This is a genomic window from Paenibacillus sp. FSL H3-0310, assembly GCF_038002785.1.
In the GTDB taxonomy this organism is placed as follows: Bacteria; Bacillota; Bacilli; order Paenibacillales; family Paenibacillaceae; genus Paenibacillus_AQ; species Paenibacillus_AQ odorifer.
On sequence record NZ_JBBODC010000002.1, the window covers coordinates 965928 to 986700 of the forward strand.

Annotated in this window: 16 protein-coding genes and 3 rRNA genes; all 19 read right to left on the reverse strand. The window is 47.3% G+C overall.

The window, feature by feature from the left end; genetic code table 11:
* Window positions 1-341 precede the first annotated feature (341 nt).
* Window positions 342-458, reverse strand: a 5S ribosomal RNA gene (gene rrf / locus MHH63_RS23705).
* 73 nt (window positions 459-531) lie between these two features.
* Window positions 532-3457: ribosomal RNA gene (locus MHH63_RS23710) — 23S ribosomal RNA — on the reverse strand.
* Window positions 3458-3689: 232 nt separating this feature from the next.
* A 16S ribosomal RNA gene (locus MHH63_RS23715) occupies window positions 3690-5247 on the reverse strand.
* The 16S, 23S and 5S rRNA genes sit together here, the layout of an rRNA operon.
* A gap of 406 nt (window positions 5248-5653) precedes the next feature.
* The gene (gene lysS, locus MHH63_RS23720; RefSeq protein WP_341172162.1) at window positions 5654-7171 is read right to left on the reverse strand and encodes a lysine--tRNA ligase; all 1518 of its coding nucleotides are present in this window, start codon (window positions 7169-7171) and stop codon (window positions 5654-5656) included.
* A 248-nt stretch (window positions 7172-7419) separates the two neighbouring features.
* Window positions 7420-7899 carry a transcription elongation factor GreA gene (gene greA, locus MHH63_RS23725; protein WP_036678719.1) on the reverse strand — a complete coding sequence of 160 codons (480 nt, stop codon included), beginning with the start codon at window positions 7897-7899 and terminating at the stop codon, window positions 7420-7422.
* Window positions 7900-8100: 201 nt separating this feature from the next.
* The gene (gene dusB, locus MHH63_RS23730; RefSeq protein WP_076130084.1) at window positions 8101-9117 is read right to left on the reverse strand and encodes a tRNA dihydrouridine synthase DusB; all 1017 of its coding nucleotides are present in this window, start codon (window positions 9115-9117) and stop codon (window positions 8101-8103) included.
* A 33-nt stretch (window positions 9118-9150) separates the two neighbouring features.
* A complete protein-coding gene (locus MHH63_RS23735) occupies window positions 9151-9360 on the reverse strand; it encodes a helix-turn-helix domain-containing protein (protein WP_076099929.1) in 210 nt (69 codons plus the stop codon).
* Window positions 9312-9863: a 2-amino-4-hydroxy-6-hydroxymethyldihydropteridine diphosphokinase gene (gene folK / locus MHH63_RS23740; RefSeq protein WP_076186832.1), complete on the reverse strand. Its 552-nt coding sequence runs from the start codon at window positions 9861-9863 to the stop codon at window positions 9312-9314. The genes MHH63_RS23735 and folK overlap by 49 nt, the downstream gene beginning before the upstream one ends.
* 11 nt (window positions 9864-9874) lie before the next feature.
* Window positions 9875-10237 (reverse strand): dihydroneopterin aldolase, encoded by a 363-nt coding sequence (folB, locus tag MHH63_RS23745; protein WP_076138480.1) that lies wholly within the window; start codon window positions 10235-10237, stop codon window positions 9875-9877.
* 30 nt (window positions 10238-10267) lie between these two features.
* Window positions 10268-11125, reverse strand: coding sequence for a dihydropteroate synthase (folP, locus tag MHH63_RS23750; RefSeq protein WP_076305368.1), 858 nt, complete (start codon window positions 11123-11125; stop codon window positions 10268-10270).
* Window positions 11122-12003 carry an aminotransferase class IV gene (locus MHH63_RS23755; protein WP_341172163.1) on the reverse strand — a complete coding sequence of 294 codons (882 nt, stop codon included), beginning with the start codon at window positions 12001-12003 and terminating at the stop codon, window positions 11122-11124. Before MHH63_RS23755 ends, folP begins: the two co-directional genes overlap by 4 nt.
* Window positions 12000-12581, reverse strand: coding sequence for an aminodeoxychorismate/anthranilate synthase component II (pabA, locus tag MHH63_RS23760; protein ID WP_036678733.1), 582 nt, complete (start codon window positions 12579-12581; stop codon window positions 12000-12002). Before pabA ends, MHH63_RS23755 begins: the two co-directional genes overlap by 4 nt.
* Entirely contained in the window at window positions 12578-14191 is a 1614-nt protein-coding gene (locus tag MHH63_RS23765; RefSeq protein WP_445321774.1) for an anthranilate synthase component I family protein, read from the reverse strand. Before MHH63_RS23765 ends, pabA begins: the two co-directional genes overlap by 4 nt.
* 339 nt (window positions 14192-14530) lie before the next feature.
* Entirely contained in the window at window positions 14531-15469 is a 939-nt protein-coding gene (cysK, locus tag MHH63_RS23770) for a cysteine synthase A (protein WP_036678737.1), read from the reverse strand.
* Between the two features lie 141 nt (window positions 15470-15610).
* Window positions 15611-16555, reverse strand: a complete 945-nt coding sequence (locus MHH63_RS23775; protein WP_081383501.1) for a peptidylprolyl isomerase — start codon at window positions 16553-16555, stop codon at window positions 15611-15613.
* A 9-nt stretch (window positions 16556-16564) separates the two neighbouring features.
* Window positions 16565-17449 carry an Hsp33 family molecular chaperone HslO gene (hslO, locus tag MHH63_RS23780; protein WP_036678742.1) on the reverse strand — a complete coding sequence of 295 codons (885 nt, stop codon included), beginning with the start codon at window positions 17447-17449 and terminating at the stop codon, window positions 16565-16567.
* Window positions 17450-17496: 47 nt separating this feature from the next.
* Window positions 17497-18264 (reverse strand): type III pantothenate kinase, encoded by a 768-nt coding sequence (locus MHH63_RS23785; protein ID WP_076305370.1) that lies wholly within the window; start codon window positions 18262-18264, stop codon window positions 17497-17499.
* Window positions 18261-19136 (reverse strand): carboxylating nicotinate-nucleotide diphosphorylase, encoded by an 876-nt coding sequence (nadC, locus tag MHH63_RS23790; protein WP_248549703.1) that lies wholly within the window; start codon window positions 19134-19136, stop codon window positions 18261-18263. Before nadC ends, MHH63_RS23785 begins: the two co-directional genes overlap by 4 nt.
* On the reverse strand, window positions 19126-20742 hold the full coding sequence (nadB, locus tag MHH63_RS23795; RefSeq protein ID WP_341172165.1) for an L-aspartate oxidase: 1617 nt from the start codon (window positions 20740-20742) through the stop codon (window positions 19126-19128). The genes nadC and nadB overlap by 11 nt, the downstream gene beginning before the upstream one ends.
* Between the last annotated feature and the right edge of the window lie 31 nt (window positions 20743-20773).

Genomic DNA, 20773 nt, shown 5'->3' on the forward strand with positions numbered 1-20773 from the left:
AATTCTGTACATCTGGGGGCTGAACAAGTGTAGATCTTCAATTAAGGTTTGAGATGCTTATCCAAAAATATATTATTGCCATCTTAGCAAAGGGCATTTGGACTGTCAAGAACATTACATCATCAGAGTAGGTATTCAAAAAACGGCCGCCGAGTAAGCGAATTATTGGACGTTAGTCCGTGCTGAGAGGACAATTTAGTGTGTTAAAAATTTACAGTTCGCCTCTGTTCACCTTTTAAACCACGCTTATCTCCATCTTAGTATCTCAAAATATAGCCCAATGAATTCTCTATTTACATAACAAAAAGACCACTGTCGATTACTCAACAGTGGTCTTGCGTGCTTGGCAACGTCCTACTCTCCCAGGACCCTTCGGTCCAAGTACCATCGGCGCTGGAGGGCTTAACGGTCGTGTTCGGGATGGGTACGTGTGGAACCCCTCCGCTATCGCCACCAAACGGGCATTTACAGCGTAAATGCTCAGGCTTGATGCCTGAAAACTGAATCCGAAACGAATCTGCATTCTACGTATAGGATAAGCCCTCGACCGATTAGTATTGGTCAGCTCCATGCATTACTGCACTTCCACCTCCAACCTATCTACCTCGTCGTCTTCAAGGGGTCTTACTAATTGGGAAATCTCATCTTGAGGGGGGCTTCACGCTTAGATGCTTTCAGCGCTTATCCCGTCCGTACGTAGCTACCCAGCCATGCTCCTGGCGGAACAACTGGTGCACCAGCGGTACGTCCATCCCGGTCCTCTCGTACTAAGGACAGCTCCTCTCAAATTTCCTGCGCCCACGACAGATAGGGACCGAACTGTCTCACGACGTTCTGAACCCAGCTCGCGTACCGCTTTAATGGGCGAACAGCCCAACCCTTGGGACCTACTTCAGCCCCAGGATGCGATGAGCCGACATCGAGGTGCCAAACCTCCCCGTCGATGTGGACTCTTGGGGGAGATAAGCCTGTTATCCCCAGGGTAGCTTTTATCCGTTGAGCGATGGCCCTTCCATGCGGTACCACCGGATCACTAAGTCCGACTTTCGTCCCTGCTCGACTTGTAGGTCTCGCAGTCAAGCTCCCTTATGCCTTTGCACTCTGCGAATGATTTCCAACCATTCTGAGGGAACCTTGGAACGCCTCCGTTACTCTTTAGGAGGCGACCGCCCCAGTCAAACTGCCCGCCTGACACGGTCCCCGTACCCGATAAGGGTACTAGGTTAGAACCTAGATACGATCAGGGTGGTATCCCAACGGCGCCTCCACCGAAGCTTGCGCTCCGATTTCTACGGCTCCCACCTATCCTGTACAGATCGTACCCAAATTCAATATCAAGCTGCAGTAAAGCTCCATGGGGTCTTTCCGTCTTGTCGCGGGTAACCTGCATCTTCACAGGTATTAAAATTTCACCGGATCTCTCGTTGAGACAGCGCCCAAGTCGTTACGCCATTCGTGCGGGTCAGAATTTACCTGACAAGGAATTTCGCTACCTTAGGACCGTTATAGTTACGGCCGCCGTTTACTGGGGCTTCGGTTCATAGCTTCGGGTTACCCCTAACCACTCCCCTTAACCTTCCAGCACCGGGCAGGCGTCAGCCCGTATACTTCGCCTTGCGGCTTCGCACAGACCTGTGTTTTTGCTAAACAGTCGCTTGGGCCTTTTCACTGCGGCCCCCTCGTGCTATTCACACTACCGGGGCACCCCTTCTCCCGAAGTTACGGGGTCATTTTGCCGAGTTCCTTAACGAGAGTTCTTCCGCGCGCCTTAGAATTCTCTTCTCGCCTACCTGTGTCGGTTTGCGGTACGGGCACCTTCTCCTGGCTAGAGGCTTTTCTTGGCAGTGTGAGATCATGACCTTCGCTACTACAATTTTCGCTCCCCATCACAGCCCAGCCTTAATGATGTGCGGATTTGCCTACACATCAGCCTCACTGCTTAGACGGACATCCATCAGTCCGCGTCACTACCCTCCTGCGTCACCCCATCGCTCATAGCGGATTACGGTGGTACAGTAATTTCAAACTGTTGTCCTTCGACTACGCCTTTCGGCCTCGCCTTAGGTCCCGACTTACCCTGAGCGGACGAGCCTTCCTCAGGAAACCTTGGGCTTTCGGCGGATCAGATTCTCACTGATCTTTTCGTTACTCATACCGGCATTCTCACTTGTGTAGTGTCCAGCGCTCTTTTCAGTACACCTTCAACCCCTACACAACGCTCCCCTACCCCAGATACATAGTATCTAGCCATAGCTTCGGTGGTGTGTTTAGCCCCGTTACATTTTCGGCGCAGAGTCACTCGACCAGTGAGCTATTACGCACTCTTTCAATGGTGGCTGCTTCTAAGCCAACATCCTGGTTGTCTGTGCAACTCCACATCCTTTCCCACTTAACACACACTTGGGGACCTTAGCTGATGGTCTGGGCTGTTTCCCTTTTGACAATGGATCTTAGCACTCACTGTCTGACTCCCGGCAATAAGTATATGGCATTCGGAGTTTGACTGAGCTTGGTAATCCTTGCGGACCCCGCACCCAATCAGTGCTCTACCTCCACTACTCTTATACCGAGGCTAGCCCTAAAGCTATTTCGGGGAGAACCAGCTATCTCCGAGTTCGATTGGAATTTCTCCGCTACCCCCACCTCATCCCCGCACTTTTCAACGTACGTGGGTTCGGGCCTCCAGTGCGTGTTACCGCACCTTCACCCTGGACAGGGGTAGATCACACGGTTTCGGGTCTACGTCCACATACTAATTCGCCCTATTCAGACTCGCTTTCGCTGCGGCTCCACCTTCTCGGCTTAACCTTGCATGTTAAACGTAACTCGCCGGTTCATTCTACAAAAGGCACGCCATCACCCATTAATAGGGCTCTGACTTTTTGTAAGCACACGGTTTCAGGTTCTATTTCACTCCCCTTCCGGGGTGCTTTTCACCTTTCCCTCACGGTACTGTTTCACTATCGGTCGCCAGGTAGTATTTAGCCTTAGCAGATGGTCCTGCTGGATTCATACGGGGTTTCACGTGCCCCGCACTACTCGGGATCCGTCTCGGAGAGAATACAGTTTAGGTTACAGGGCTTTTACCTCTATCGCGGGCCTTTCCAGACCTCTTCACCTACCATATTCCTTTGTAACTCCATGTGAGACGTCCCACAACCCCTAAGAGCAAGCTCTTAGGTTTAGGCTGTTCCGCGTTCGCTCGCCGCTACTGACGGAATCACTATTGTTTTCTCTTCCTCAGGGTACTTAGATGTTTCAGTTCCCCTGGTCTGCCTCTACATTTCCTATGTATTCAGAAATGAGTAACTGCGAATTACCACAGCTGGGTTTCCCCATTCGGACACCCCCGGATCAAAGCTTGCTTACAGCTCCCCGAGGCAGTTTCGTTGTTCGCCACGTCCTTCGTCGGCTCCTGGCGCCTAGGCATCCTCCGTGTGCTCTTATTAGCTTAACCTTGATTCTTCCAAAGAAAAATCTCACTAATAACATTTACTTGTTTGCACAAGTTGCTAAAAGATGTTCTAAAACGCAAATTCGTTTCGGTATCCAGTTTTCAAGGATCAAGTCTTACTTGAGAGCTTAAACTCTCAAAACTGAGCAACGAGTGAGTAACAGGCCTAAACCTGAGTTTTGGAAGTTAAACTTCCGATTTGAATGTCCTCATTGCAGAGAACGATTCTCCATAGAAAGGAGGTGATCCAGCCGCACCTTCCGATACGGCTACCTTGTTACGACTTCACCCCAATCATCTACCCCACCTTCGGCGGCTGGCTCCCTTGCGGGTTACCCCACCGACTTCGGGTGTTGTAAACTCTCGTGGTGTGACGGGCGGTGTGTACAAGACCCGGGAACGTATTCACCGCGGCATGCTGATCCGCGATTACTAGCAATTCCGACTTCATGCAGGCGAGTTGCAGCCTGCAATCCGAACTGAGACCGGCTTTGATGGGATTGGCTCCACCTCGCGGCTTCGCTTCCCGTTGTACCGGCCATTGTAGTACGTGTGTAGCCCAGGTCATAAGGGGCATGATGATTTGACGTCATCCCCACCTTCCTCCGGTTTGTCACCGGCAGTCACTCTAGAGTGCCCAGCATTACCTGCTGGCAACTAAAGTTAAGGGTTGCGCTCGTTGCGGGACTTAACCCAACATCTCACGACACGAGCTGACGACAACCATGCACCACCTGTCTCCTCTGTCCCGAAGGCCGCTGCTATCTCTAGCAGATTCAGAGGGATGTCAAGACCTGGTAAGGTTCTTCGCGTTGCTTCGAATTAAACCACATACTCCACTGCTTGTGCGGGTCCCCGTCAATTCCTTTGAGTTTCAGTCTTGCGACCGTACTCCCCAGGCGGAGTGCTTACTGTGTTAACTTCGGCACCAAGGGTATCGAAACCCCTAACACCTAGCACTCATCGTTTACGGCGTGGACTACCAGGGTATCTAATCCTGTTTGCTCCCCACGCTTTCGCGCCTCAGCGTCAGTTACAGCCCAGAAAGTCGCCTTCGCCACTGGTGTTCCTCCACATATCTACGCATTTCACCGCTACACGTGGAATTCCACTTTCCTCTTCTGTACTCAAGCCACCCAGTTTCCAGTGCGACCTCAGGTTGAGCCCAAGGTTTAAACACCAGACTTAAATAGCCGCCTGCGCGCGCTTTACGCCCAATAATTCCGGACAACGCTTGCCCCCTACGTATTACCGCGGCTGCTGGCACGTAGTTAGCCGGGGCTTTCTTCTCAGGTACCGTCACTCCGGTAGCAGTTACTCTACCGGACGTTCTTCCCTGGCAACAGAGCTTTACGATCCGAAAACCTTCATCACTCACGCGGCGTTGCTCCGTCAGGCTTTCGCCCATTGCGGAAGATTCCCTACTGCTGCCTCCCGTAGGAGTCTGGGCCGTGTCTCAGTCCCAGTGTGGCCGTTCACCCTCTCAGGTCGGCTACGCATCGTCGCCTTGGTGGGCCGTTACCCCACCAACTAGCTAATGCGCCGCAGGCCCATCCCTCAGTGACAGATTGCTCCGTCTTTCATTCTTCTCTCAGGAGAAAAAAGAAATTATCCGGTATTAGCTACCGTTTCCGGTAGTTATCCCAGTCTGAAGGGCAGGTTGCCTACGTGTTACTCACCCGTCCGCCGCTAAGTTACTTTGAAAGCAAGCTTTCAAAGTAACTCCGCTCGACTTGCATGTATTAGGCACGCCGCCAGCGTTCGTCCTGAGCCAGGATCAAACTCTCCAATTAGTATTGAAAAGAGCGATATGCTCATTTTGAAACATCTGACGAGAAAATTAATTCTCTAATTTTGGATTTCACTTGCGTGATTTCCTACTCACTCGTTGTTCAGTTTTCAAAGATCAAGTTCTCGTTGGCGCCGTTTAATGTCTCAGCAGCAACTCTTATACTATATCATGTTCGGCTATTTAATGTCAAGCTCTTTTTTTAACTTCTTTTTCGAGCTCGGCATGTGTACTTCTTGGCCGGACTTAGAATATATCATGTATGGAGATGCATTGCAAGAGTTTTTTTGAAACTAATATTAAATCTCTACATTCTATAGGAGCAATGAAGTGAAAGCACCGCTTCTAATCAACAGTAGCTGAGAGAACTGCCCTTAGACAGCTCCCTTAAGCCCTATGTTGTATAGATACTATTCAGTACGGTTACGCATATGTGGAAACAGCAATACATCGCGAATCGATGCAGAATTGGTAAGCAGCATGATCAAACGGTCTACGCCGATTCCCAGTCCGCCAGTAGGTGGCATACCATATTCCAGGGCGCGGATGAAATCATCGTCCATCTCATGAGCTTCGTCATTACCTTGCTCTTTCTCCTGGATCTGTGCCTCAAAGCGTTGACGTTGGTCAATCGGATCATTCAATTCACTAAATGCATTAGCGTGCTCACGACCCACAATAAACAGCTCAAAACGATCGGTAAAGCGTGGATCCTCATCGTTTTTCTTCGCAAGTGGTGAAATTTCAACAGGGTGTCCCATTACAAAGGTTGGCTGAATTAGAGTTTCCTCTACAAATTGCTCGAAGAAAGCATTAAGGATATGACCGAACGTCATATGTTTCTCAACAGGCACACGATGTTCTTTTGCCAAAGCTTGTGCTTCGTCATCTGTCATGTGAACGCTGAAATCAACACCGGTTACTTCTTTAACAGCATCAACCATAGTTACACGACGCCATCCTGGAGACAGATTTACCTCTTTGCCTTGGTAATCCAGCAGTTGTGTACCTAATCCCTCTTGGGCAATATGTGCAATCATATTCTCCGTGAGATTCATGATGTCCTTGTAGTCGGCATATGCTTCGTACAACTCAATCATAGTGAACTCTGGATTATGACGAGTCGACATTCCCTCGTTACGGTAGACACGACCGATTTCGTACACTTTTTCCAAACCGCCAACGATAAGGCGTTTCAAGTGAAGCTCGATAGCAATCCGCATATACAGCTGCATTTCAAGTGTGTTGTGGTAAGTAATAAATGGACGCGCAGCTGCTCCACCGGCGATCGTATGAAGTGTAGGTGTTTCAACTTCAAGATAACCAAGTGAATCCAAATAACGACGCATCGATTGAATAATTCTTGAACGGGCAATAAAGGTCTGTTGAACTTCCGGATTAATAATCAAATCAACATAGCGCTGGCGATAACGCAGTTCTACATCTTTAAGACCATGATATTTTTCAGGAAGTGGCAGCAGGGATTTGGACAAGACTTCGAGATTATGCACTTTGATGGAGGTCTCGCCTGTTTTGGTTTTGAATACTGTTCCACGAACGCCGATAATATCTCCCAGATCGAGAACATTAAAAGCCGCGTATTGAGTTTCAGGAATGCTGTCTTGACGAACATAAAGCTGAATTCTTCCGCTAAGGTCCTGGATATGCGCAAAGCTGGCTTTACCCATAACGCGTTTTGCCATAATACGCCCAGCAATGCTCACTTCAACAGAAAGCTCGTCCAATTCCTCTTTGGAAAGTCCATCATACTTAGCTACGATATCGCCAGCGTTAGCTGTGCGCTCGTATTTTTTGCCAAAAGGATCAATACCAAGTCCTCTTAGCTCGTCCAGTTTGGCACGGCGGATCTGCAAAAGCTCACTAAGTTCATTCTCTGCATTGTCCACATTGTTCATTTCCTCGGTCATGCGATTCATCCCCTTATAACTCAGTAATATCATATACACAAGAAGAAACGGCTCCGTCTCCATAGTTAGAGGACAGTCCCGTTCCAGCTCAAAATATAAGCAGTTTGTTTTACCTATCGTTTCTGGATGATTTGAAAAAAGCTTCCCTAAGGAAGCTTTCCCAAACATGTTCCCTTATCTACCTATGTACAGTGAAATGACTAATACATATGGCAGCACATCTATTTACAGACATTAAGGTCTGTATATTACTTCATTCTGATATCGAGAATTTTATATTGAATAACTCCTGCAGGTGTAGAAACATCAACTACCGTACCTATTTTTTTTCCGATAATAGCTTTGCCTACCGGACTTTCGTTGGAAATCTTGTTATTCAGTGGATCAGATTCTGCTGTACCTACGATCGTATACTCCATAGTGTCCCCATATTCCAAATCCTCGACACTTACAGTAACACCAATACTTACTACGTCAGTAACGATCTCGTCGCTATTGATGATACGCGCGTTGCGAAGCATCTTCTCCAAAGTGAGAACGCGTCCTTCGATAAAAGCTTGCTCATTCTTCGCGTCTTCATACTCCGAGTTCTCACTGATATCTCCGTAGCCAATCGCTACCTTAATCCGTTCAGCAACCTCACGGCGTTTTACGGATTTGAGGGTCTCCAGCTCATCTTCCAGACGTTTTAGCCCGTCCGGCGTAAGGATGACTTCTTTATCGCTCATCTCAACCGATTCTCCTGTCGTATACAATTATTGAAAACACCATACTATATGCTAATCTAGAAGGATAAGAACCCTCCCTGCTGCATTGCTCTTACTGTAACGGCGATTTTATACTGTGAAATTATATTGGAACCGCTACAAAATGTCAATGACACCACATATAAAGTCAGATGTGTTCAAATATCAGCAGAAAAAAGGCGATTATACAGCAGAAGAAGACATTTCAATGCCCTTGCTCTCTTCTTCATGCTTTAATTGAACGACAAAATCATTCAATATCCTCACCATTCCATCGCGTTTTGTTTCTGTCATAAGGACATCCTTCACTCTAGCGGCAGCCTTCAAGCCTTTTAAATACCAAGCCATATGCTTACGCATCTCACGGACAGCTACAGCTTCTCCCTTAAGAGCTACCAGACGATCCATATGAAGAATAGCAACCTTAATCTTCTCATCCAAACCAGGTTCAGGCATAAGCTCGCCGGTGCTCAAATATTGAATGGTACGATACAACATCCAAGGATTACCGAGTGCTCCACGCCCGATCATTACGCCATCGCAGCCAGTCTGATCCAACATAGCCCGAGCATCTTCAGGTGTATTAACATCCCCGTTGCCAATAACGGGAATGGAAACTGCTTCTTTTGCCATCTTGATGTAGTTCCAGTCCGCATGGCCTGTGTAAAGCTGCTCGCGGGTACGACCGTGTACGCTGACAGCCTTACCCCCGGCACGTTCAACCGCACGCGCATTATCTTCGACAAAAATATGCTCGCTATCCCAGCCAATCCGCATTTTCACGGTTACCGGTTTATCGACAACATCGACAACCGCAGAGACCATTTCATAGATTTTGTCGGGATTCAAAAGCCAGCGGGCTCCCGCATCACATTTAGTCACTTTTGGCACTGGGCATCCCATATTGATATCGATAATATCAGCATTGGTTTCTTTATCAACGACTTTAGCTGCTTGCACCAGTGATGCTCTATCCCCGCCAAAAATCTGCAAACTAAGCGGTTTCTCCCGTTCATCTACAAACAACATTTCGCGAGTACGTGTATTTCCGTGAATAATGGCCTTATCGCTTACCATTTCCGCACAGACCAGACCTGTACCAAATTCCTTAGCGATCAGACGAAAAGCCGGATTGCACACGCCAGCCATAGGTGCCAGAACAACCTGATTTTTCATCTCAATATCGCCAATCTTCAGCATTCGTATCACTTCCTGCCTTTTAATTCTTGGAAATTATGAGTTGGGATCCACAAGCTCTTCTGTTGTAACCCCTAGAACATTCGCAATTTTATCTAAAATTTGATCTTCTAATCGTCTGTTACCCCTCTCGACTGCACCAAGCACAGCCAAGGAAATTCCGGCAAGATCCGCAAGATCCTGTTGAGTATACCCTTTTAGCTTACGGAATGCCCTGACCCTCCGTCCCAAACGCTTGTTGTCCACAACCGAATTCCTTCCTTCCCGTCTATGTCTTGAAGCGCTGCTGTAATCAGCTTGCGAAGTCCGGAAGATTGTTCATTCTGTGGAACGATGTCACTGAGCGGAAACAATACAAAAGCACGCTCTAACATGCGTGGATGCGGTAACGTTAAATGTGGTGTATCGAGCATCTGACCCTCAACCCACAACAAATCCAAATCTACCGTTCTCGGTCCATAGCGGATATCCCGGATACGACCCAACTGCGTTTCAATCCCCAACATCACTTCCAGCAAGGACTCGGGCGCAAGTGTCGTTCGCAAAGCTGCTGCCATATTGAGAAACTGCGGCTGATCTAAATAACCTACTGGCTCTGTCTCGTAAACTTTGGAGCAGCGGACCACCGATATTTCATCATGAGCGTCCAGTCTGTTCAAAGCCTCTGACAGTGTGCCCTCGCGGTCACCCAAATTAGCCCCTAAAGCAATATAAGCCTCTGATTCTTCAGAGGTGGAATGTATATTCATGGACCTTGTTCTCACTTTCTAGTTCTGCGCAGCTCTACAGTCACTCCCTGAAAATGAATGTCGAAAGGCGGATGAGGTTTAGTTACCTTAACCGTTACTGCATTGATAACAGTATAAGTGTCCAGTACGGAGGATGCAATATATTCTGCCAAAGCTTCGATCAACTTAAAAGACTTTATTTCGACAATGTTTTTGACTAATTCATGAACTTCAGCATAATTCACAGTTTGATTCAAATCATCATTCAAGCCCGCACCCTGCAAATCAAGCTCTAGCTCTAAATCAATGTAAAAACGTTGTCCCAGCTTACGCTCTTCCTCAAATACACCGTGGTATCCGTAATATTCCATGCGATGCATTGTCATTTTATCCATGATTAATCCGCCCTTTTTCGTAAAATATAGCTATTCACGCACCACTGGAGGTGCAGCATACAACATCGCATCACACATCTTAACCGTTCGTTTAATTAGAGATACATCATGTACACGGACGATCTGGCAACCCTGAGCAATACCAAAAGCTACTGTAGCTGCGGTGCCTTCCACAACATCATCAGACGGCAAATCAAGTACCGTGCGGATGAATTTTTTGCGGGATGTCGCCAGTAACAACGGATAGCCTAACTCAGTCAACCCGTCTAAAAGCATCATTGCCTGCAGGTTTTCATTATAATCCTTAGCAAAGCCGATACCTGGATCCAATATGATATTGGCCGGCTTAACACCTGCGGCTAACGCAAGATCAATACTTTCCTTAAGATCAGCCGACATATCCGCACTCAGATTCGTATAATTACGGTCCTGCCGGTTATGCATCAAAATAATAGGACAGTCAGCAGCAGCGGCCACTGCCGCCATTTCCGGATCTTCCTTACAACCCCATATGTCATTAATGATATGAGCACCCGCAGCTAAAGCTTGGCGGGCTACCTCAGCTTTATAGGTATCGATGGATAACGGAAGATGAGGTGCCGCCTTATGAATACTCTCGATCACAGGCAATACACGGGCTAACTCCTCTTCAAGTCCCACCGGTTGATGACCAGGACGAGTAGATTCACCGCCGATATCAATAATATCCGCACCCTCTGCAGCCATACGCAGCGCATGCTCAACGGCTTTGTCCGGATGATCCCAAAGTCCTCCATCTGAAAAAGAATCAGGGGTAACATTAAGGATGCCCATAATCAATGTTCGATTTCCTAACTCCAAGTCTGTATTTCCACAACGGTATGTCCGCTTAAAGAGGACTGGTCTCATTTCGCAATCGCCGTCCTATCTCTATATAATGAAATCAAGCCAGCAGTAATTGTTCCACACTGGCCAGTACCTATAGTAAATCTTGCATCTCCGTGCCACACCCCGGTAACAGGAACAATTTCTTGTACGGAATTGGTAAGAAACACTTCATCAGCAGCTTTCAACTGCTCCCAGTGATATGTTCCTTCTTCAACACTAAGGCCTGCACTAAGAGCCAGCTCCAGCACCATTTCCCGGGTAATTCCCGGAAGAATGCCTGTGGTGAGATCTGGGGTATAGAGCCTGTTGTTTTTTAAAAAAAAGATGTTGCTGACAATGCCCTCCGCAATAAATTCTTCTGCCGTCAGCATTAGTCCTTCAGCACCATTTGCCGCAGAAGCATACCCTCTAAGCTCACGCTTAGCCAGAATGTTATTCATATAATGCAACGACTTGAATCGCACTGTTCCCTCAGGAGTATTACGCCGCAAGGACAACAGTTGCAGCTCTTTGCCTTCACTGTAAAGCTTATCTGGTACTTTCGGCAGCGCTTTGATGTACAACAAATGATTGGGCTTTTGATAATCACCAGCAGGTAATCCGAGAATATCCTCACCAGCTGTTACGGTATAGCGTATATAAGCTTCTTTTAATTCATTTTTGTCCATAACGCGCTTAATCCAGTCAAGTAGATGTGCCGCTTCTGCCTCAAATGGAATGCCCAGTTCCTTGCACCCCTCTGCCATACGCTTCAAATGACGCTCCAGCAAAAAGGGAACTCCCCCATAGGTCCGAAAGGTTTCGAACAAGCCAATGCCGTACAAAAAGCCGTGATCCAAGGCAGAAACCACGGCTTCTCGGGCGTCAATGACACCATTGTTAAATCCTATATATTTCATGCCGTTTCTCCGGCTCTCCGTTTCAAGAAATTACGCAGCATCGTATGACCATGATCCGTAATAATAGATTCCGGGTGGAACTGCACACCTTCAATAGGGTATTCTTTATGGCGCAATGCCATAATCTCCCCCTCTTCAGTCTCAGCCGTAATCTCCAAGCAATCTGGGAGACTCTCCCGCTCTACAATCAGTGAATGATATCGGGTAGCTGTAAATGGAGACTCCAGACCTTCAAAAACTGAGGTCCCGTTATGGTAAATAGGCGATGTCTTTCCATGCATTAAACGCTCAGCACGGATGACATTGCCACCAAATGCTTGTCCAATCGCTTGATGTCCAAGGCATACGCCGAAGATCGGAATGATCCCCTTGAAATGATGCAACAATTCCAGACTAATTCCCGCTTCATTTGGCGTACATGGGCCTGGTGAAATTAGAATATGGTCAGGTGCCAGCTTTTCAATCTCTTCGATGGTAATTTCATCATTGCGGTGCACTTTAACCTCTTCCCCAAGCTCACCTAAATACTGTACGAGGTTATACGTAAAGGAATCATAATTATCGATGACCAAGATCACAGTGCTACTCCCCCTTCGGCTCCGCTGGTAGCTGGCAATTCCTGCTGCAGTTCACTACAGAGTACTGCCTTCACTACCGCTTTGGCTTTATTATGGCATTCACGGTATTCACGGTAGGGATCAGAATCGATCACTATGCCGGCACCTGTCTGAATATATCCGACCCCGTCTTTTACAGCCAGCGTTCTTATAATAATATTTAATTCCATATTGCCGTTATAGTCAATAAAACCCATCGATCCTGTATAGGGCCCACGTCGAACCGGCTCCAGTTCTTCAATAATCTCCATTGTCCTTACCTTGGGAGCCCCTGTAATAGTCCCCCCGGGGAATAAAGCTGCGATAACCGCATACGCGTCTTTATCCGGTGAAATCTGGCCCTCTACCTGCGAAACGAGATGCATCACATGAGAGTAGCGCTCCACCGTCATCAGCTCCGGCACGCTGACGGAACCGTATGCAGCGACACGCCCGATGTCGTTGCGTTCCAGATCGACAAGCATGATATGCTCGGCGATCTCTTTTTCGCTCCCGCGAAGCTCCGCCTCCATGGCGGCATCCTCCGCGGGAGTGAGTCCCCGGCGCCGGGTGCCGGCGATGGGCCGGGCGCTCACTTTGTCACCGTGCAGCTTGACGAGCAGCTCCGGTGAAGCGCTAGACAGCGCGAAGCCGGGCGACCGCAAGAGCCCCATGTACGGGGACGGGTTGAGCTTGCGCAGCCACTCGTAAACATCCTCCGGCGAGGACTTCAGCTGCGTCTCCTGGCGCAGCGAGAGGTTCACTTGGAAGACATCGCCTTGGCGGATGTATTCCTGAACGTCCAGCACTGCCTGCTGAAACTTCTCAGGCGAGAAAGCCGAGGCCATGCCCGGCCACTCTCCTGATGAAACTGTAAGGGCCTCAATGCTGCCCACGGCCTCATCATCCAATCCTGCAGCTGAAGATATCAGCTGCCACTGCTCTACCATTTGTCCAGCCTGTTCTATACTGCCAAGATAGAGATTTTGCAGATCCTCCAGCCCACAGTCTGCTGGAACTGGAACGTGGACAGCACAATACAGCACATGCTCTTCGTGATCATAAATCCATATCTCGTCAAACCTCATAAAAAGATAATCAGGAAAATCAGGATCATCTTGGGCAAGAGACGGCAACCGTTCCAAAGAACGAACCACATCATAACCAAGGAATCCAATACATCCACCAGAGAAAGGAGGAACATCTTCATCCTTTAACTTAGGCGACGTAAAATCCGACATCCATTGCTGCAGTAGCTCCAGCGGTTGTCCATGCAGTGTTGTTGCCTCAGGTGTCCTCTCCTCGTCCACTGATGCTGATTCCAAAGATTCAGTAGGGAAGCTAAATACTTCCGCGTTATCCTCCTTGCCTTTCAATATCGAAACAGGTTTTAAGCCCAAGTACGTATAACGGCCACCCTTACCACTTTCTAAAACTACAGAATACTGGGAAGCTAACTCCCAGGCTTGCCCCCAGGACGCGGGTAATTCGTTGGTGCACCGGGGTGATTTTATAATCAAGGGAAACATGCTCCAGTCTTCAGCAGCCCATTGTTCCCACTCGTTCCAGGTTGTTATGATTTCCAAAGCCATCCTCCTAAAAGTTTTATGAAGCCATTACTTCGTAGACATCACTTCGCAATAAAACTCGCTTCGTAAGCATTTGCTTAGTTTTGTCCAATCGTCAGTAGTATATTGCCTGTCAGTATACTGTACTTAAGGCATTATTGAAAAGCCCTCAGCGATAGGAAATTATTATGATTTTTTCGTTTTCTGCAAAAACCAGAGCTTTTTTCAACAATAATAAAATCACCACGTCTGGTCCTTCATATATGAACAGAACCAAATGCCTTTTAAATCAACGAAAAGAGTCTCCATCACCACCAAAAAAGTGGTATGAAGACTCTTATAGATTTACGTTATTGCAAACAATTACGCTTCGAAATTGTAAAGTGGTGTGCTCAGGTAACGTTCGCCGTTACTTGGGATAATGACTACTACTTTTTTGCCAGGGCCTAAATCTTTAGCTACTTTAAGAGCGGCAAATACAGCAGCACCTGAAGAAATACCAGACAAGACGCCTTCTTCTTTAGCTACACGACGTGCAGTTTCGAAAGCTTCATCATTCTCAACGTGGATGATTTCATCATAGATATCTTGGTTCAAAATCTCAGGGATGAAGTTAGCTCCGATACCCTGGATTTTGTGAGGACCTGGTTTGCCTCCAGCCAAGATTGGGGAAGCAGCAGGCTCTACAGCATAGATCTTAATATCAGGATATTGGCTTTTCAGCACTTCACCCGCACCAGTGATCGTTCCGCCTGTTCCGATACCTGCAATAAAAGCATCCAAAGGACCGCCGATGGATTCAATAGCGTCAATAATTTCAGGTCCAGTAGTCTCACGGTGAATCTTCACGTTCGCTTTATTCTTGAATTGCTCGGATGGGAAATAGCTTGGGTTTTCTTTCAGAATTTCGTCTGCTTTCTTAACCGCACCATTCATACCTTCCGATCCTGGGGTCAGCACCAATTCCGCTCCATATGCGCGAAGGAGATTACGGCGCTCCAAGCTCATTGTTTCCGGCATTACGATAACTGCTTTATAACCTTTAGCAGCAGCTACAAGTGCCAGGCCGATACCAGTGTTACCACTAGTAGCTTCTACAATCGTACCTCCCGGTTTCAGTAGACCTTCACGCTCAGCTTCTTCCACGATGCTGATTGCAATCCGGTCTTTTACGCTTGATCCCGGGTTCTGATATTCCAATTTCAAATAAATATCTGCGGAGCCTTCCTGTGCCAGACGATTCAAACGAACGAGCGGAGTACCTCCGATCAATTCTGTTACGTTGTTAACGACTTTAGCCATGAGCAAAAACCTCCTTAGAATGATAAATGCGATATAAGAACGTAAATTATGACTTTATGCTTCTGTGTATGGAGTTTAAATTGTTGACCACCGTCAGTTATTTCCGACTAAAACGGTAGGGTTTACGTTAATATCATATTATCAATCTTGCAGGCTGTTGTCAATATTTATTGATACCTCATATTTATTGCGTAGATCGCTTTCCACCTGCTGCAAGGGAGGGGCTTGCTCCAAAGCCAGCTCTTGACGTACAAGCGCCCGAATTTCTTTCTGATCCGGCATTTCTGGAGAGTGAATACTCTCCAAGCGGATAATGGCGAAGTCTTCCCCTGTCTCGATTGGACCGGCTATATCACCCACATCCAATCCAGCGGCAGTCTTTAACATTCCCTCTGGCCAAAAAGGGTCATCTTCCTCTACTTTGCCTAAGCTGCCTCCGTGCTGCCGACTCTCATCATCAATAGACACTTCCCTAGCCAAATCAGCGAAATCCTCACCCTGTTCCAAGCGATCCATTACCTGCTGGCCTTTCTCATAGGATGAGACCTTGATCATAGAAAGCTGCATTTCCTTTTTTGGAATGAAGCGCTCGGCATTTTGCTCTAAATAAGCATCTATATCGGCATCACTGATTGTAATGCCCACCGTGGCTATCGCTTGTAAGGACAGACGATAAGCTGTCTCTGCGAACACTTCCTGACGAGATAATCCGAGCTGAGATTGCATTTGAGCATAATATTGCGCTTCTGATTCGTACCCAACTATAGTGCGTGCCAGTTCCTGCTTAACCTCATCGTCTGTCACGGTAATTCCTAATGCCTTAGCTTCCATGTTCACGACAATATGGTTAAGCATACTGATTAACACTTCTTCTCCATGCTTTTTTTTGAGCTCATCCATCCACTGCTGATCCGTTATCGGTTGTCCGCCTGCAGTCGCTACATCCGGTGATTCATTGTCTGTTGTATCTCCTTTAAGAAGGGCCATGGCGCGCAAACTCCAGAATAATAGACCCCCGAGCATTAAAGTTGCAACAGCTAGAATAATAACCGTATTGCGAAGTGCACGTTCCTGTCTCGTCATCATCCCAATACCCTACGAATTCGCTTGTTCTAAAATGACCTGTAAATCGTCCTTATTGAAAACATAAGCCTCATTGCAAAAATGGCATACGACTTCAGCCTGTTCATCTTCTGCAATTAATCTCTCCAGTTCATCCCGTCCTAAGCTAACCAATGTCTGCTCTACCCGCTCACGCGAACACTGACAAGCAAAGTTAATATCCAGTTCATCCATAACCACTGCATCCGGCAACAGGTAGCGCAGCATTTCTTCTGGCTCCAGCCCCTGATCGAGAAGCGCTGTTACAGAAGGCATCGCCCCTACAGCTTTTTCAATCTCTGTGATCTCCGCATCAGTCAGACCAGGAAGAAGCTGAACAATAAATCCTCCAGCCACAATTACTGACTCATCGGTATCTACCAGTACACCTAGGCCGACCGCAGCTGGAGTTTGCTCAGAAACCGCAAAATAATAGGTAAAATCATCGCCAAGCTCCCCGGAGATAATAGGAATACTACCTCTGTACGGCTCTTTCATACCTAAATCTTTTATAACATCAATGAACCCTTCAGTTCCCACCGCTCCAGCTACATCCAGCTTCCCCATGCTATTGCTCGGTAAATGAATGTGAGGATTATGCACATAACCACGCACTTCTCCCAATGCATTGGATTCTGCAACGATTTGTCCGATCGGTCCATTCCCTTTAACCATAATACTCAGCTTCTCACTACCCTTGAGCATAGCGCCCATCATGGCTGCAGCGGTAACTGTACGTCCCATTGCGGCTGTAGCCGTTGGATACGTATCGTGTCTGCGTCTCAGTTCTTCAACCAATTCAGTTGTGCGGACAGCAAACGCTCTCACTTTACCATTAAGAGCCGTGCCGCGGATTAGTCGATCCTTCTTTTTTTCCATTGGGTGCATAGCCCTCCTATCTCTTCGCCTTTTAGGCTTCTTTATCTTTATTGGTTACGATCGTAAATAATTCTTAATCCTTCTAGCGTTAACATAGGATTTACTTCATCGATACAGTCCGTTTCACCCGCAATTAGCGAGGCGAGGCCTCCGGTCGAAATAACCTTCAGTTCGGGAGCGTTCATCTCGACTTTAATTCGTTTAACAATGCCCTCAACCTGACCCGCATAACCAAAAATAATCCCGGCCTGCATCGCGTGCACCGTATTACGTCCGATGACCTTTTTAGGCTTTTCCAATTCAATTCGCGGCAGCTTAGATGCCCGCTGGTATAATGCCTCTGTTGAAATGCCTAGGCCGGGGACAATCGCCCCACCAAGATAATTAGCACCTGCATCAATGCAATCAAAAGTCGTAGCCGTACCAAAATCAACAACGACAAGTGGACATTTGTATTGTTCAATCGCAGCAACTGCATTAACAATCCGGTCTGCGCCAATTTCACGCGGATTCTCATAACGTAAGTTAAGCCCCGTCTTAATCCCTGGTCCAACAATCAATGGGTCTTTCCCTATATATTTAATACACATATCCTCAATAGTCTTAACCAGTGGCGGAACAACCGAAGATATAATTACACCTTCAACGTCTTTGACAGATATACCTGACATGTGAAAAAGATTGTGTATCATTACTCCATATTCATCCACGGTCGATTGACGCGCAGTACTTAGCCGAAAATGATGCAGCAAATCGCGTTTTCTATATACACCGAGAACAATATTGGTATTACCGATATCGACAGCAAGCATCATGACAAAGGCCCTTCCTTCTTGGCATTAAGGTCTAGACTGATATCCAGACTGGAGAAGGAGTACGTAAGGCGCCCGACAGAAATCACATCCACACCCGTTTCAGCAATCCCGCGTAAGGTTTCTAACGATACATTGCCAGAAGCCTCTGTCTTAACATGCGGAGCTTTCGATTTAATCCTAGCCACGGCTTGCTTCATCATATCGTTAGACATGTTATCGAGCATTATAATATCAGCACCTGCTGCCAGCGCCTCTTCGACTTGCTCTAAATTCTCGGTCTCCACTTCGATGCTCATCGTATGCGGGATGTTCTTCCGGGCACGACCTACAGCCTGCCGAATACCACCCGCGCCTTTGATATGATTATCCTTGATCATAACTGCATCATATAAGCCAAAACGGTGATTATAGCCTCCACCAATACGAACAGCATATTTCTCTAGCATCCGGTGACCTGGTGTAGTCTTACGTGTGTCCACTAGACGAGTCGGTAATCCCTCCAGCACCTGCACGAAAGAAGCTGTACGTGATGCCACACCCGAAAGACGCTGCATCAAGTTAAGCGCAAGCCGCTCACCTGTTAGAATCGCATGTGTGCTGCCCTCAACCTCAATAATTACTGTGCCTTTGGTTACAGCTTGGCCTTCTTCGACAAGGGCTGTAAAACTAAGTGCCGGATCCACAATTTCAAAGACCAGCTCTGCAATTGGAATGCCACAAATTATCCCGTCTTCCTTGGCATGAATAATCCCTTTGGACTCATGGCCCACTGGAATCGTCATCTGCGTGGTTACATCTCCGGAACCAACATCTTCCCGCAACCAAGCCTTGATAGATTGTACTAGTTCTTCATTGTAACCATTAAACATCATCGCTTAATTCCTCCACTATTCCCAGTTCGCGAATTTGAAGCAGGTGCTTACGCCACTGATCATCATCCCGCTGCGGATAATCCTCACGGTAATGCGCCCCACGGCTCTCTTCCCGTGCCAGAGCAGACTCTGTCACAAGCAAACAGCAGGTCAGCATATTAGCAAATTCATATTCCTCACGTTTGGACAAAGCTGATCCAAAGATTGGCAGCTGTCGTTTTAATTCATCTAGTCCTTTAAGTAACATCTCTTCGTTACGACGCAGTCCAGCATATCGAACCATAATCTTCTGTAGCTTCAAACGACGTTCCACAATGGCTTGAGTTGGCGAATCTACACGTCCCTCGTTACTGTTAACCGATAAAACATCACGGTCCAGCGGGGAAAGCTCATGAATCCGATCAATAATACGCTGTCCGAATACAATGGCCTCAGATAATGAATTACTAGCTAAACGGTTAGCGCCATGCAGGCCTGTGGAGGAAACCTCTCCGCAAGCAAACAGACGTGGGATGGTGCTCTCTCCATTCAGACCGGTCTTAATCCCCCCCATCATATAATGCGCAGCGGGAGCCACTGGGATCCAATCACTTGTAATATCCAGTCCATAGCCCATACATGTCTCAAATATTGTGGGAAACCGATGCTTCACCATCTCTGGAGATTCATGTGTAATATCCAAATAAACGAACGTTGATTTAGTATGTTCCATTTCACTTACAATAGCTCGTGCTACAATATCCCGCGGAGCTAGCTCAAGCAGGTCATGATAACGTTCCATGAACCGTTCTCCATTAATATTGCGCAAGACTGCTCCTTCCCCACGCACAGCTTCGGAGATTAAAAATCTAGGAGCTCCCGGGTAACTAAGTGCTGTAGGATGAAATTGAATAAATTCCATATCTCGTATATGAGCCCCAGCGCGATAGGCGATAGCTACTCCATCTCCTGTAGCTACTTCTGGGTTGGTAGTGTATCGATATAATTGTCCTGCTCCACCAGAGCACAAAATGGTCGCATTCCCTTGCAGGAACAACCTTCCACCACCGGGCCGTTGCAATAATGCGCCTACACATTCTCCACCTTCAGTGATGAGATCGATAACATAATGATCATCCCAGACCTCAATATTCTCATGTTCGGCTACCTGTTCCGCCAATGCACGAACAATCTCATAACCTGTAGCATCCCCATTAGCATGCAAAATACGGCGGTGGCTGTGCGCACCTTCCTGAGTCAAAGCCAGTACCCCATCTTCCTTATCAAACAGAGTTCCTAAGCGAATTAACTCATGAACGCCTTCCGGCCCTTCATTAACAAGTGCATCGACAGCTGTTGAGGAGCAAAGACCTGCTCCGGCCATTAAGGTATCCTGCCGGTGGTAAGCAGGGGAATCATCCTCAGCTATAACAGCTGCGATCCCCCCCTGTGCATAGCGAGTATTACTTTCCATTACTGATTTCTTTGTGATCATTATGACACGCCGATCTTCACTGGCTTTAATAGCTGTGAATAACCCGGCAATCCCTGAACCAATAACAATACAATCTGTCTTTACCGTAGGAATATCCCGAAGATCAAAATCAACCAAATATTGTGGAATCATGACCGCTTTTCACCTGTTTCAACGAAAGAGT

Bases quoted from the DNA above. Each gene is read 5' to 3' on its own strand.
- lysS (WP_341172162.1), bottom strand. From the start codon at position 7,171: ATGACCGAGGAAATGAACAATGTGGACAATGCAGAGAATGAACTTAGT.
- greA (WP_036678719.1), bottom strand. From the start codon at position 7,899: ATGAGCGATAAAGAAGTCATCCTTACGCCGGACGGGCTAAAACGTCTG.
- dusB (WP_076130084.1), bottom strand. From the start codon at position 9,117: ATGCTGAAGATTGGCGATATTGAGATGAAAAATCAGGTTGTTCTGGCA.
- folK (WP_076186832.1), bottom strand. From the start codon at position 9,863: ATGAATATACATTCCACCTCTGAAGAATCAGAGGCTTATATTGCTTTA.
- folB (WP_076138480.1), bottom strand. From the start codon at position 10,237: ATGGATAAAATGACAATGCATCGCATGGAATATTACGGATACCACGGT.
- folP (WP_076305368.1), bottom strand. From the start codon at position 11,125: ATGAGACCAGTCCTCTTTAAGCGGACATACCGTTGTGGAAATACAGAC.
- MHH63_RS23755 (WP_341172163.1), bottom strand. From the start codon at position 12,003: ATGAAATATATAGGATTTAACAATGGTGTCATTGACGCCCGAGAAGCC.
- MHH63_RS23765 (WP_445321774.1), bottom strand. From the start codon at position 14,191: ATGGCTTTGGAAATCATAACAACCTGGAACGAGTGGGAACAATGGGCT.
- cysK (WP_036678737.1), bottom strand. From the start codon at position 15,469: ATGGCTAAAGTCGTTAACAACGTAACAGAATTGATCGGAGGTACTCCG.
- MHH63_RS23775 (WP_081383501.1), bottom strand. From the start codon at position 16,555: ATGATGACGAGACAGGAACGTGCACTTCGCAATACGGTTATTATTCTA.
- hslO (WP_036678742.1), bottom strand. From the start codon at position 17,449: ATGGAAAAAAAGAAGGATCGACTAATCCGCGGCACGGCTCTTAATGGT.
- MHH63_RS23785 (WP_076305370.1), bottom strand. From the start codon at position 18,264: ATGATGCTTGCTGTCGATATCGGTAATACCAATATTGTTCTCGGTGTA.
- nadC (WP_248549703.1), bottom strand. From the start codon at position 19,136: ATGATGTTTAATGGTTACAATGAAGAACTAGTACAATCTATCAAGGCT.
- nadB (WP_341172165.1), bottom strand. From the start codon at position 20,742: ATGATTCCACAATATTTGGTTGATTTTGATCTTCGGGATATTCCTACG.